10 protein-coding genes are annotated in these 13,434 nt (G+C 60.3%); 2 read left to right on the plus strand and 8 right to left on the minus strand.

Annotated elements, in window-relative coordinates:
• Positions 1-49 precede the first annotated feature (49 nt).
• Positions 50-757 (plus strand): lysophospholipid acyltransferase family protein, encoded by a 708-nt coding sequence (locus AC2FH0_RS11005; RefSeq protein ID WP_496789330.1) that lies wholly within the window; start codon positions 50-52, stop codon positions 755-757.
• On the opposite strand, the gene AC2FH0_RS11010 is transcribed toward AC2FH0_RS11005, so the two are convergent.
• The 5 genes from AC2FH0_RS11010 to AC2FH0_RS11030 all read right to left on the minus strand — a co-directional run bounded on the left by AC2FH0_RS11010 (position 754) and on the right by AC2FH0_RS11030 (position 7,930).
• A complete protein-coding gene (locus AC2FH0_RS11010; protein WP_142635798.1) occupies positions 754-999 on the minus strand; it encodes a MoaD/ThiS family protein in 246 nt (81 codons plus the stop codon). The genes AC2FH0_RS11005 and AC2FH0_RS11010 overlap by 4 nt on opposite strands.
• Entirely contained in the window at positions 992-3,247 is a 2,256-nt protein-coding gene (locus tag AC2FH0_RS11015; RefSeq protein WP_496696213.1) for a xanthine dehydrogenase family protein molybdopterin-binding subunit, read from the minus strand. The genes AC2FH0_RS11010 and AC2FH0_RS11015 overlap by 8 nt, the downstream gene beginning before the upstream one ends.
• Entirely contained in the window at positions 3,247-3,726 is a 480-nt protein-coding gene (locus tag AC2FH0_RS11020; protein ID WP_142635794.1) for a (2Fe-2S)-binding protein, read from the minus strand. The genes AC2FH0_RS11015 and AC2FH0_RS11020 overlap by 1 nt, the downstream gene beginning before the upstream one ends.
• On the minus strand, positions 3,723-4,589 hold the full coding sequence (locus tag AC2FH0_RS11025; RefSeq protein ID WP_496691700.1) for an FAD binding domain-containing protein: 867 nt from the start codon (positions 4,587-4,589) through the stop codon (positions 3,723-3,725). The genes AC2FH0_RS11020 and AC2FH0_RS11025 overlap by 4 nt, the downstream gene beginning before the upstream one ends.
• Before the next feature lie 128 nt (positions 4,590-4,717).
• Positions 4,718-7,930, minus strand: coding sequence for a reductive dehalogenase (locus tag AC2FH0_RS11030; RefSeq protein ID WP_496789331.1), 3,213 nt, complete (start codon positions 7,928-7,930; stop codon positions 4,718-4,720).
• Positions 7,931-8,006: 76 nt separating this feature from the next.
• Between AC2FH0_RS11030 and AC2FH0_RS11035 the strand changes: the two genes are divergently transcribed.
• Positions 8,007-8,912, plus strand: coding sequence for a LysR family transcriptional regulator (locus AC2FH0_RS11035; RefSeq protein ID WP_496789332.1), 906 nt, complete (start codon positions 8,007-8,009; stop codon positions 8,910-8,912).
• Here the strand turns inward: AC2FH0_RS11035 and AC2FH0_RS11040 are convergent.
• The 3 genes from AC2FH0_RS11040 to AC2FH0_RS11050 are packed head-to-tail and all read right to left on the minus strand — an operon-like array spanning position 8,899 to position 13,432.
• Complete coding sequence (locus AC2FH0_RS11040; RefSeq protein WP_496789334.1) at positions 8,899-10,167, minus strand: NAD(P)/FAD-dependent oxidoreductase; 1,269 nt, start codon at positions 10,165-10,167, stop codon at positions 8,899-8,901. The genes AC2FH0_RS11035 and AC2FH0_RS11040 overlap by 14 nt on opposite strands.
• A 41-nt stretch (positions 10,168-10,208) precedes the next feature.
• Positions 10,209-11,243, minus strand: coding sequence for an ACP S-malonyltransferase (locus tag AC2FH0_RS11045; RefSeq protein ID WP_496709899.1), 1,035 nt, complete (start codon positions 11,241-11,243; stop codon positions 10,209-10,211).
• On the minus strand, positions 11,240-13,432 hold the full coding sequence (locus AC2FH0_RS11050) for a dehydrogenase E1 component subunit alpha/beta (protein ID WP_496789336.1): 2,193 nt from the start codon (positions 13,430-13,432) through the stop codon (positions 11,240-11,242). The genes AC2FH0_RS11045 and AC2FH0_RS11050 overlap by 4 nt, the downstream gene beginning before the upstream one ends.
• Positions 13,433-13,434 lie beyond the last annotated feature (2 nt).

The raw sequence follows: 13,434 nt of genomic DNA on the forward strand, positions 1-13,434 counted from the left end.
GCGTTGAGTTCTATAAGACACGGTTTGATCAATATGAGGGTCACCATTAGTGAGTATCCGCAAGAAAATCGCCGATAGCGAGGCCGTCCTGAATTGGACCGCCCGCCGCATCGCGAGCTATATTCGGATGGTCAACCGCAACACCCAATGGCAACGCATCGGCTATGAAGAGCTGGACCAACTGGCCGATCAGGGCGAGCCGGTCATCGTTGTCCTTTGGCATCAGCGACTGGCACAATCACCCTATTTCTTTCCGTTGGATAAGGGGCGTATCTGCTCGATCACATCTTCGGCACGCGCTGGCAGCATGGTTGGTCGGGTGCAGAAACTGTTCGGCATGGACACCATCGCCATGACCAGCAAAAACGCCAACAACATCGCGGTGTCACGCGAAGTGATCGGCAAGATCAAGCGGGGCATTTCCATCGGTATCGCCGCTGACGGCCCGCGCGGTCCGGAACGGGTGCTGTCGACAGTGCCTCTGGTTTGGGCACGCACCTCGGGCAAGCGGGTCTTCGGTATCACTTATTCCGCCCGCCACGGCAGCGAGGCCGGTACCTGGGATCGCCTGCTGATGCCGCGCCCCTGGCGCAACAAAGGCGTGTTTCTGTGCCGGGAATGGACCGAAAATGTTCCCCGCAAGGCCAGTGAAGAAGAACTCGAGGCCCTTCGCCTCAGCCTTGAGGCGCATATGAACGACGTCACCGCCGAAGCAGACAGGATGGTCGGGCGCGAACCCTGGTCTCCCCAAGGCTAACCGCCGCGCAGCCTTTGCATCAGATACACTTCGCTGCCCTCGGGGATCGGTTCGGTCAGCCCGCTGGCGATCACGCGCCCGTTGATTGAGATGGAAACCCCGGCATCAATCGGCGCCTGAAGCTGCGGATGAACCCGCGCAAGTTCCCGCAGCAGCTCGCCGGTGGTTTTGGCCTCGACCTCGACCACCTGTTGGCCCCCGGTCAAAGACCGAAGGCCGGACCACAGGTGGACCTCAACCATTGTCCTTGAGCGCCGCCAAAATGCGCGGCGGTGACATTGGCAGTTGTTTCATCCGCACACCCGCAGCGTTCGAAACCGCGTTGGCGATGGCTGCCAGCGGCGGCACGATGCCGGTCTCGCCCACGCCGCGCACCCCAAACGGGTGGCCGGGGTTGGGAACTTCGACGATCACCGTATCGATCATCGGCAAGTCGCTGGCGACCGGGATGCGATAATCGAGGAAGATCGAATTCTGCAGACGACCATCCTCGCCATAGACATATTCCTCGTTCAGCGCCCAACCGATGCCCTGCGCCGCGCCGCCCTGATACTGGCCTTCGACATAGGTCGGGTGGATCGCCTTTCCGGCGTCTTGAATGACCGTATAGCGGGTGATGCTGGTCTTGCCGGTCTCCGGGTCGACCTCGGCATCGACGATATGGGTGCCGAAGGACACGCCTGCGCCCTCGGGCGTCGCTTCGAAATGGCCCGAAATCGGACCACCGGTCGCGCCCATATCAGCGGTGATATCGGCCAACGGCATCGGATCGAAATCGCCCGCATTGGGGCCCGAGGGCACCGCGCAGCCGTTTTCCCATTTCACCGCATCCACCGGGATGCCCCACTTGGCCGCCGCCCGTTCGCTGAGCTTTTCGACCGCGTGCCGGGCCGCCTTGATCGTGGCCAGACCCGAGGCATAGGTCACGCGCGATCCGTGGCTAACGTCATTGTATCCCAGCGTCGCCGTGTCCGCGATGGTGACGCGGATATTCTCGTAGGGAATGCCCAACACCTCGGCTGCCATCAGCGCCATCGACGCGCGCGAACCGCCGATATCGGGCGTGCCGACCATCAGCTGGGCCGAACCATCCTCGGACAGGGCCAGCGACACGGATGTCTCGCCCCCGTGATTAAACCAGAATCCACAGGATATCCCACGCCCCTGCCCTGGTTTCAGTGGCGCAGAATAGTGCGGATGCGCCTTGGCGGCCTCAAGCGTTTCGACCAGACCGATGCGTTCGTAGCGCGGGCCATAGCTGGCCTTCGTACCTTCGTAGGCGGCGTTTTTCAGACGCACATCCACGGGGTCCAGACCCAGTTTCTTGCACAGCTCGTCAATCACCGACTCAACAGCAAAGGCTCCCATCGGTGCACCGGGCGCCCGGTAGGCCGCCTGTTTCGGGCGGTTGGCCATGACATCATAGCCCACCTGCTTGACGTTAGTCAGGTTATAAGGAGCAAAGGCACACATGGCCGTCATATCACCCGGCGCGCCGGGGAAGGCCCCACCCTGCAGGCGGAACACGCCTTGCGCTGCGGTGATCGTGCCGTCTTTCTTCATCCCGATCTTGATATCCATCGACGCGGAGGCCGTCGGACCGGTGGCCCGGAATACCTCGGATCGGGTCATCACCAGCTTGACCGGCCGGTTGGCCTTGCGGCTCAGCGCCAGCGCGACCGGCTCGATGAATACGGTTGTCTTGCCACCAAAGCCGCCGCCAATCTCGGACGCCGTCACCCGCAGTTGCGATGTTTCGATCCCCAGCAAAGCCGCACAGGTTTTCTGCGCGATCCAGTGACCTTGGGTGGTGCACCACAGCTCACCCTTGCCGTCATTTCCCAGCGTCGCCAAACAGGCATGAGGTTCGATATAGCCCTGATGGGTTGCCTCGGTGACAAAGCTGTCTTCAACGACCAGATCCGCCTCGGCAAAACCGGCTTCGACATTGCCATGCCCGCTTTCGTGATAGCGCACGACGTTCGGGTGCATCCCTTCGGGCACGGAATAATCCGCCGCCCCTTCGCGTATAACCGGAGCGTCCGGGGCCATCGCTTTGTCGACATCGGTCACATGGGGCAGCACCTCATATTCGACCTCAATCAGCTTGAGTGCATCACGCGCCGACAGCGCCGAAGTTGCCGCAATAGCGGCCACCGCGTGGCCGTCATACAGGGCCTTCTCGCCTGCCATAACGTTTTCCAGCACGTTCCAGAACTCACCTTCAAGACCGGGCTTAAACGGCACCTCAGCGAAATCGTCACGGGTCACAACGGCTTTGACGTCTTTATGCGCTTGGGCCTTGGAGGTATCGATCTTTACGATCCGCGCATGGGCATGGGGTGAGCGCAGAATAGCCCCGTGCAACATGCCCGGCGCGGTGGCGTCAGCGCCAAATTTCGCGCGCCCCGTGACCTTGTCCAGCCCGTCAGGGCGGTTCGGTCGGGTGCCAACGAAAGTGAATTCAGATTTGCGATCGTCGAGTGCCATTACGAAGCCTCCCGCAGTTCAGCCGCTGTATCCATCACGGCGCGAATGATCTTGTCATACCCAGTGCAGCGGCAGAGATTACCAGCCAACCAATACCGTGTCTCTTCCTCGGTCGGGTTCGGGTTCTTTTCCAGCAACGATTTGGCCGCGACCAGAATACCGGGGGTGCAGATACCGCATTGAAGAGCAGCATATTCAATCATCTTCTTCTGCAGCGGATGCAGAACGTCCCCGTCTGCAATACCTTCGACCGTCTCGATCTGTTTACCCTCTGCTTCGATCCCAAGCATCAGGCAGGAACAAACCAAACGGCCATCGACAGTTACCGAGCAGGCACCGCAATCGCCGGTGCCGCAGCCTTCTTTCGCACCGGTCAGGTTCAGCTTGTCGCGCAGACAGTCCAGCAGGGTCTCGCGTGGGTCACACAGGTATTCGACCGTGTCACCATTGACGGTGGTGGATACGTGGAACTTGCTCATGCTTGCTCTCCCTTGGCGCGGGCATAGGCGATTTTCGCGGCGCGTTTGGCCAGAACCCCGGCCACTTCGGTACGGAATGCGATCGTGCCGCGCTTGTCGTCGATCGGGTTACAGGCAGTAGATGCGGCAGCGGCAAGCGCGTCCAATGCAGCATCGTCAAGGGTGCTGCCCATGATCGCCTTGGCGCAGTCTTCGACAAGTAGAACAGTCGGAGCCACGGCACCCAGAGACACGCGGGCCTCGGTGATGGTATCCCCGTCCAGACGGAGATTCACACCTACGCCAACCACCGCAATATCCATCTCGGTCCTTGGGATGAACCGCAGATAGGCATCACCTCCGTTTTCGCCGCGTGCAGGAATATTGACCGCCGAGATCAGTTCACCCTTGGCCAAGGACGTTCTGCCGGGGCCGGTCGGAATATCTTCGACGGCAACCTCACGGATGCCACCTGGTCCGGTTACTGTCACGGTCACGCCCGCTGCCACCATGGCTGGCACCGAATCCGCCGCAGGCGAGCCATTGCACAGGTTGCCAGTCAGCGTCGCCCGCCCCTGCACCTGAGTCGATCCGATCAAATCCATCGCTTCGACCACGCCGGGCCAGTCGCGGCCCAACCCGGGATGTTCGCTCATTTCCGCACCCGTCGCCGCCACGCCCAGCGTCCAGCTGCCGTCAGCATTGCAGGTGATATCGCTTACGCCATTGATTTTCTTGATGTCTATCAATGTATCAGGCGTCACCAATTCCGAGCGCAACTGCACCAGAACATCGGTGCCACCGGCAAGAAACCGTGTAACGCCTTTTGCATTTTCTGCCAGAGCCGACGCCTCGGCAAAGCTGGCAGGGCTGTGATAATCCATGATTTTACCTCGCGCCTGTTGGTCAGGATCCACTGGGGTTCGCAGGGACGTTAGTGCAGCAACACACTGGCGTCCATGGCAAGAACGACCTATTTTTCGATCCCGAAATGTCGTTTCCAGACCTCGGATCAGAGGTCGATCTCGACCACCCCGTCCGGGTCCGCAGCACGGCTTTGGCACAGGATGATTGCGCCTTCGCGCTGCTTGTTCGACAGCACGAAATCCCTATGCTCGATTTCACCTGAAATCACACCGCATTTACAGACGCCGCAAATTCCGTCCGAACATTTCACATCGACCTGAATTCCGGCTTCGTTCAGCACCTGCGCCGCGTGTTTGTCGGCGGGAACCTGCAGCTCTCGCCCCGATTTGGCCAGTTTCAGCGTGAAAGAATGGTTCTCATATTCGGGCTGCTCGGGAACGGAGAAATACTCCAGATGCCGCGCCTCGTCTGGGAACCCCTGACGTTCCGCTGCCTGCATCACGCCTTCCATGTACCGATCCGGGCCGCAGGTATAGACGTGCCAACCTGCCTGATATCCCGACAGGATTGACTGTAAATCAGCGCGCGTGCCTTCGTCCGAGAAATGATAGTGCACGTGATCGGCCCAGGGCATTGCAGCCAGATCGTCCAGATACCCCGCTCCGGCGCGGGTACTGGCCGAGTAATGCAGCGCAAAGGGTTTGCCCAGACTGTGCAGGCGGTGGGCAAAAGCGATCATCGGCGTGATACCGATTCCGCCGCCCATCAGGAATGTCCTGGTGGCGGTCTCATCCAGTTCGAAATGGTTGATCGGCTTCGAGATGAAAACCTTGCGCCCTTCGGTAAAAATCCGATGCAACAGCGCCGAGCCGCCCCGCCCCTCATCCTCGCGCAAGACACCGATCTGATAGGTCGCTGCGTTCGCCGGATTGCCGGACATTGAATATTGCCGCAGGAACTCTGGCGCGACCAGCACGTCCAGATGGGCGCCTGCGGTCCACTGAGGCAGCGGCGCGCCATCCAGCGTCGCGAACTCATATTTGGTCACATCATCTGTCATCCGGTCGACCATGCTCAGCTCGACCCGCATGACAGGGGCATCACCTGCGATCGAATAGTTGTGAACAACAGACATGTCCCCGGCGGCCTTGCGTGCCTTGTACTCCTCTGCCGTGACCATCGCTTCATAAGCTGCAATCCCGGCTTCGCGGTCCATGGCAAAAGGATAGGGCCAGGGATGCGGGGCCAGATAGGCGGGATAGACCGCCAGCGTCTGATCCTCATATTTCAGGGCAAGGTCCGTCTGCAGGTTGCGCCGGTTCAGCGGATGCTGGGTCGGGCGATACGCGCCGTCGGGCTGCAATTCGATATCCCACCACCATTTCTTGGTGTCGTTCAAGCCGCCATTGCCCACCGCATCGTCCAGTTTCGCCAGCGCTGGCGCGGCTTGGGGGAAGTTCATCGCGGCCCAGCGGAAGGGACGTTCCTTGAAGATGCCTTCCAGATTCCATGGGCAGGTCTTCATGCACCGCCCGCACATCGCACCACCCGATGTTGTCACCCGGTAAGTGGCGCATTTCTGGCTGTCGGATTTCCAGATTTCATAGCCGTTGAACATCAGTTTTGGCCCGGCGGTGATCGCCCCCGAGGGGCATTCTCGCGCGCATTTGTTGCAGCTTTCACAAAAACTCTGCAGTCCGAAATCTATCGGCTTGTCATGAGCCAGAGGCATATCTGTTGTGACCGCACCGGATTTCAGACGCGGGCCCAAATAGGGGTTCAGGATGACCTCGCCAATCCGGCTGACCTCTCCCAGTCCCGACAACAGCAAAAGCGGAGGCTGCAGCACTTCGCCATCCATCACCGTATGGGCCTTTGCCTTGTACCCAAGGTTGCGGATCTGCTGTGCAACGACCCCACCCAAAAGCGAGAACCGCAGATAGGCGCGCATGGATTGGGCCACTGCAATCCAGTCGTCACCACTGGACCCTTCCATGGTCTCGTAACCCTGATCAATGATCATGCTGATGGCTTGATCATGCGGCGGCGTGATCTCTTCTCCGGCAGCATCATGTGAATACCACGCCCAATCGGGGCACCGGCTGAGACCGACGGCATCCGCACCCAGAAAATAGGTCGCGGCCTTGATATTGGCGGCGTTCCGGGCGGCATCTGTCGGTGGCGTGGTCTGGGCACTGTCGCCATCCTGCAGTAGAACAAACGCGCCCAGCGCGCGCCGTTGCGCGAAACTGGGGGCCGCCTTGCGCACATAATGCCCACCCTTGGCGGCGTCCTGCATGGACTTTCCCATGTCGCCGAATTGCGCCCGGGCAAACATGTCAGCCCGTTTGGGGACGCGTGCAACGTTTTCCTCGTCAATATAAGTTGTCGGCGTTTCGACACGCTTAAGCTTTTCGAAGGGATGCGCGCCGTCGACATAGCGCCGTTTGGCATAGGAGTCTCGGTTCAACGCATTCTTGGCAAAACCCGCCCCCAACCACCATGCCGGTCCTTGTGTGCGAAACCACGGTTGCTGAGCCATCGGGCACAGCGGGCGGTCATGAGCGATCTCCAACTCGGTCGTCACCACGGCCAGCCCGAACCGGGTCCCAAGCCAGGGGGCGACAAGCTGCCCACCTTCGACCGAGGCCAATCCTGCGGCGACCGCCAATTTGCCCAGATCAACATCCGACGACATCGCCGAATGCGCCCGCGCATCAAAGCCAAGCAGGCGGATGTAGTTGGCAATAACCACCGCATTTTCGGTCGCCAACAAACAGGCGCGGTGGTCCTGCGCATCCGTGATCCAATCGGCGCCCGGTTCAGAAGGGTCCGGGTCGCGGTTGTGCTCGTAGAGAAACACGATTGCATGGCGGTGAGTGTCGATTGGCTTGGGCGCAGCCTCGATACTGTCCTTCAAATCCGCCATGATGACATCAATGCCCGAGGCCAACGTCTTGGTTTGCCGTGTCCTCAGGGCATCAGCCAGCCGGTCGATATCGGGGTTGCGGCGCGGCTCGGGCAACAGCGCGTCGGACGGCAGCGGACCGCATCCGATCATCGACGCATCGTTGAAATAACCAAAGGCCTTCAAATGGTTGGCACGTTCGCGCGGCTCTGACGGGATATCGGCCATTGCCGTGTTCACCAGCCCGTTGCGGATCGCATCCATCATAGCCTGAAATTCACCCATCGCATTAACGATGCTTTGGGGTTTGTCGGGTCGGCGAAAGCTAAGATCGCCCATAGGCGTCACCTGAGACAGGTCCGGCATTGTGTCCTGCCGCGCCAACCGCTCTAGCGGGTAGCCGCCCATATGAACTGGCCTGTTCCGGTCTGAAAAGAAACGGATTCCCATAGCGTGCCTCCCCTTGCCCGTCTGACCCTTAATGCCCGGTAGACAGCAATACCATTCATACCTAATCATAAATAATATGAATAAAAATGATTTCACTGATTTGGACGGCAAAGTCCTGCGGGTCTTTCTGACAATACTCGAGGAAAGCTCGGTCTCGAAAGCAGCCGATCGGCTGGGGGTCACGCAATCGGCAATCAGCCACACGCTGTCCAAACTGCGGCAGGTGCTGGGCGATCCGTTGTTTGTACGTTCAGGTCAGGGCCTGACCCCGACCGAACGGGCCTTGTCCCTGAAGGACCCTATTCAAACGGTGCTGGACGGGATGCGTGCCTTGACCGACGGTCGCCCCTTTGACCCGTTATCCGAACAGATCGACATTCGCATCGCCACAAATGACATGCCTCGCGAAGTGATATTCCCAAGGCTGTTGCGCGACACACGCGCCGAGGGTGCACGGCTACGGTTAGAGTTCATCCCATCGGGCGTTCCCGATCCGGACCTGTTGCGCAGCGACCGGTGTCAGTTGATGGTCACCCCTCTGCCGCCGGATGGGCCGGACATTTACCAGAAACGGCTGCTCGAAAGCCCGCTGATGATGTTTTATGATGCCAGCCATTGCACCCCGCCAAACAGTTGGCAGACCTACTGCGAGAGCGACCATATCGAGGTGCGCTTTGCCGATGGCCGCAACGCCCGTGTCGTCATGCGGGGTGTTGATCAAAGCCAGATCAGAGCGCCGATTGTTACCCTGCCCCATTTCAACGCGATACCAGCCTTTGTGCGGGGCAGCTCGTTGATCTCGACCGATACCGCCTTGATGAGACAAGGTCCTCTGGCCGGGTTGGACTGTGCGCATTTGCCCTTCGAATGCACCCCGGTTCCGCTTTACATGGTCTGGCACCAAAGGTCGGCCAATGATCCAGCGCATCGTTGGCTGCGCAGAAGGATCGAAGCCATAGCAGCTGACATCAGCGCGCCTTGATCAAATGGGTCAGTGCAGCACCGGTTTCAAAGTAGGCGTGACGCAGGCGGGTCCAGCGTTCAGTATGTTCCGCCACAGCGGGAACTGGCAGCAACGCCGGATCCCCTGCCAAAAGGCTCTCAGCCGCCATACGGCCAAACACCGTGCCCGGCCCGATACCTCGGCCTGAATAGCCATGGATCGAAACCGCATCCGGTCCGATCCGAGTGATCTTGGGAATGTGATCCGAGGTCATCGCAATGCGGCCATGCCATCCCTGCTGCAAGGGTTGATCCGCAAGCTGAGGATAAAGCTCTGACAGTTTGCGCTTGATCCATCCGGTATGCGCGGCGCTGCCCGCATGTTCTAGATTGCCCATTGCGCCGAGGATAAAGCGCCCGTCGTGATCCATTCGGAAAGAGGTCATGATCAGGCCGGTATCCCAACATCCTTCGGCTCCGGGCAAAATACTGGCGCGCAGATTGTCGGACAAAGGCGCGGTGGCGAATTGAAAATACGAGACAGGAACATAGGCCGGCGACGTGTCGGGCAGGTTTTTATGATACGCGTTGGTGGCCTGGATCACTGATTTGGCGCGCACCGTGGCCTGCGGGGTTTCCAACAGCCACTGGCCATCGACATGGCGCATCGTCATCACTGGGCTGTGCGTGTGAACGCGTGCCCCGATTGCGGCAGCCGCGCGGGCCAGACCACGCACATATGCCATCGGCTGGATCGTTCCGGCGCGCGGGTCGAACAGAGCTCCACGAAAGGTGGCGCTGCCCGTGCGCTGGTACGTCTTGTCCGACGACAGCAACTCGACCGGAGCGCCTGCCTGACGCAACTGTGCATGGCGTATTTTCAAATCAGCAAGACCAGAGCCAGAATGCGCACAATGCAACGTGCCCGCGCGCATCGGCTCGCACTCGATCCCATGTGTCTGGATCACGCTGAATACTTCACTTGGGGCCGCCGCAAGGATTTCGATCAGACGTGTTCCGGCCGCATCCCCCAGATGAGCGCAGATTTCCGCAGGGCGTACCCAGAGCCCAGCATTAACCAGCCCCACATTGCGCCCAGACCCCCCATGCCCGATCTCTTGCGCTTCAAGCACACAGACCGAGGCACCGGCCCGTGCGGCCGTCAAAGCCGCGGAACAGCCAGTATAACCGCCGCCGATCACCGCAAGGTCCACAGACAAATCGCTGGTCAGCGGGGCGCTCTCCACATGCTCGCGGCAGGTGTGTAGCCAAAGGGATTGATCGTAGTCGCTCAATGCGGACTCCTTGCGGTGTCAAAAACCATTAGGACGCGGGATCAGGTCGTCGCAAGAGCCCTTTGATCCTCACGCCCCATCGCGATCAGGAAAGGCCGCGCCTCTTGCTGCGACTGAAACGCTGCCCGATCGCACATCCCCTGCCACCCGGCCAGAACCAGCGATTGCGCAACGGCACCGCCCAAAGTCGCTCCGGGGCCTGTCACGATGAACAGGTCAGGCGCGAATTCGCGCGCGGCGGTCTGGATTGCGTGGGTGAAGTCATAGGCCGCGGTCACCTGATGCCCCAGGGTGTAATCCCACAGTGCCTGCGTGTCCGTCGCACCCGGCCACCAGATTTTGCCACGCCCGTCGATCAGAGGCCGGTCAGGCTGTTTGAACAGCTCCGCACCAAGTTGCGTGCGCCCTTCCGCAGCCACCGGAGCTTGAAGGTGGGTGTGAAATGCGGCGTGATTTGCCAACCTCATGGGGAACCTGTCTTGCACACTCGGCCACGATGCCTCGAACGCGCGCAAGCCCTCTTCGTTACCCGCTAGAACCAGCATTCCGCCCAAATCAATCGACAATGCCAGCACCTGACCGTCCTGCGCGTTGATCTGCGCCACATCCGCCAGCAATTCAGCCTTACGCTGAGGATCAGCCACCCAGCTATCGTCTGAAAACGGGTATACGAGCTGCCCACCAATTAGGTGGTCTTGCATCAGCGTCCCCATTGTGTTCACCACACGAAAGCCATTCTCGGGCGACACCGCGCCTCCGACGGCGAGGGCGATGTACCAGCCCATCGAGTTGCCGGTGACAGCCACCACTTCAATGTCATCGGCCAGCACCTGAGCATCAGCCAGAGATGCCGCGTAGATCAGAGGTGAGGCCACATCTCCACGCGAATACTTGCTGACCGTGAACCGATCGGCACCGTCCAGCGCCGTGACTGCCGCTTGCCCCGCATTGGCGCGGATGGCGTCAAACCCGCCAATCATCTGCATCCGGTTTGCGTGATGACGGTGCAAATACCCCAGCTCGGCCTTGTTATAGGTGCCCCGACCCGGGCAGATCACGACGGCAGTGCGGGTCATGAGCGGTTTCCAGTCAGATTGAGCGCAGCGGCGACAATATTATCCTTTGACGGCAATGGCGCAGCATATGCAGGCCCGGTCGCGATAAAGCTGTCTTCTGCCACTACCCGGGCGATTGGGGTGCCGGGGCTTTCTTCGACGAAGAAAGTTGTCAGCGCCTCTGACTGGCTTCCAGTCCGGCGGCATTCGTCAACGACCAGAATATGCGCACAGGTTTTGGTGGCCTCGCGCAACGCTTCTGCAGGTAATGGAGCCAACCATCGCATGTCGATAATCCGGGTTCGGATTCCTGCGGCCTCAAGTTCGGGCAAGGCTTGCTGCGACAGGTAGTGGCCGTTGCCATAGGTCACAATCGCCAGATCGGTGCCGTCCCCCTGTACCCCGACCTCGCCCAGGCGGATGCTGCGATCCGGTGAAGGATAGGTCGTCATCCATCCGGCATCTTGTGCCTGATGGAGGTCGCGCATCGGATAAAGCGCAATGGGTTCCAGGAATACCACGACGCGCTGCTCTTCGCGGGCCAGCCTTAAGCCTTCTCGAAGCATCTGCACCGCGTCCGAACCGGTCGAGGGGCAGGCAATGATCACACCCGGAATATCGCGCAGAACGGCCAGAGAGTTGTCGTTGTGGAAATGCCCCCCGAAACCCTTCTGATATCCCAGCCCGGCGATCCGCAGGACCATCGGATTGGTAAATTGCCCGTTCGAGAAAAAGGGCAAGGTCGCGGCCTCGCCCCTGATCTGGTCCTCGGCATTGTGGAGATAGGCCAGAAACTGAATTTCAGGGATCGGGACAAAGCCGTTATGCCCCATACCGATGGCCAGCCCCAGGATGGACTGTTCGTCCAACAGCGTGTCGATCACCCGATCCGGGCCGAACCGCTGTTGCAGCTTTTGGGTCACGCCATAGACGCCACCCTTGCGTCCCACATCTTCGCCCATGCACACGATCTCGGCGTGTTCCAGCATCAGATCGGTCAGCGCCCAGTTGATCAGACGACTCATCGGCTGGGGATCGTCCATCGCGCGCATGTCGCCGCCAAAAGCGGCTGCACGGGCCTCGGCCCCCGGACCATTGGTGGGTTTGCAGGTGCGTTCCGGCGGGATCAGGCTGGCCATGACCTCGGACGCAGTGGTCAGATGTGGGCGGGTCACGGCCTCGGCCGCGATCCTGTCGGTGCGGGCGCAGGTATCCTGATATATCTTCAGCGCCTGATCCGACGATAACGCCCCGGCCTGATCCAACAGCCGCACCGAATGCAGAAGCGGATCATTAGCCTCATCAGCTTCGACCTCGGATTTCGCCATATAGGTCGTCGGGACGTCCGCCCCCGCATGGCCATAAAGCCGAACGGTTCTTAGATGCAGAAAAGCCGGTTTGCGCCGAGTGCGCACGTATTCCGCCGCCTCTTTCGCAACCGCATAGGTTTCGAAAATATCCAAACCATTGGCCTGGAAATATTTGATCCCCGGCCGGTGCTGCATCGACGCTTGAACCCATCCCTTTGGCGTTCTGACCGAGATACCGATCCCATTATCCTCACAGACGAACAACAGGGGCAAAGGGGTCGACTGTACGCTGGTCCACCCCGCCGTATTGATCGCCCCCTGCGCAGTGGAATGATTGGCCGACGCATCCCCGAACGAACACATCGCGATCCCGTCCTGTGGCAGCTCGCGATGTTCGGGCGGGTGCCGCCGCGCTGCACCCAGGGAATAGGCCGCACCCACAGCTTTGGGCAGATGACTGGCAATTGTCGAGGTCTGCGGCGGGATCATCAGTGCCTTCGAGCCCAGTACCTTGTGCCGACCACCCGAGATCGGGTCCTCTTTCGAGCAGGCAAAACTCAGTAACATATCCCAGGCGATCTGCTGACCCGGCACCTGCTCGGAACGCGCGATCTGAAACGCGGCATCCCGGTAGTGCAGAAACGCGATGTCTGTGGGCCGCAGAGCATGGGCGACAGCAGCCATGCCCTCATGCCCGGACGAGCCGATAGTATAGAACCCCTGCCCCGCCTTCTGCATCGCGCGGCTGGTACGGTCCAACGCCCGGCTGAGAACCTGCGACCGGTACAGCGACACCGCCTCGGTATTGCTAAGTCCGGGGCGCGGGGCTGCGCCGTCAGGCAGGTGGCCTTGCGCCACACGTGTCAGGAAATTCTCATGAACGATCTGAGCGCGATCCATGG

The sequence above is a fragment of the Ruegeria sp. CDSC051 genome (genome assembly GCF_059610665.1).

Coding starts and splice junctions, on each gene's coding strand:
- AC2FH0_RS11050 (WP_496789336.1), bottom strand. CDS start 13,432: ATGGATCGCGCTCAGATCGTTCATGAGAATTTCCTGACACGTGTGGCG.
- AC2FH0_RS11020 (WP_142635794.1), bottom strand. CDS start 3,726: ATGAGCAAGTTCCACGTATCCACCACCGTCAATGGTGACACGGTCGAA.
- AC2FH0_RS11025 (WP_496691700.1), bottom strand. CDS start 4,589: ATGGATTATCACAGCCCTGCCAGCTTTGCCGAGGCGTCGGCTCTGGCA.
- AC2FH0_RS11030 (WP_496789331.1), bottom strand. CDS start 7,930: ATGGGAATCCGTTTCTTTTCAGACCGGAACAGGCCAGTTCATATGGGC.
- AC2FH0_RS11015 (WP_496696213.1), bottom strand. CDS start 3,247: ATGGCACTCGACGATCGCAAATCTGAATTCACTTTCGTTGGCACCCGA.
- AC2FH0_RS11010 (WP_142635798.1), bottom strand. CDS start 999: ATGGTTGAGGTCCACCTGTGGTCCGGCCTTCGGTCTTTGACCGGGGGC.
- AC2FH0_RS11035 (WP_496789332.1), top strand. CDS start 8,007: ATGAATAAAAATGATTTCACTGATTTGGACGGCAAAGTCCTGCGGGTC.
- AC2FH0_RS11045 (WP_496709899.1), bottom strand. CDS start 11,243: ATGACCCGCACTGCCGTCGTGATCTGCCCGGGTCGGGGCACCTATAAC.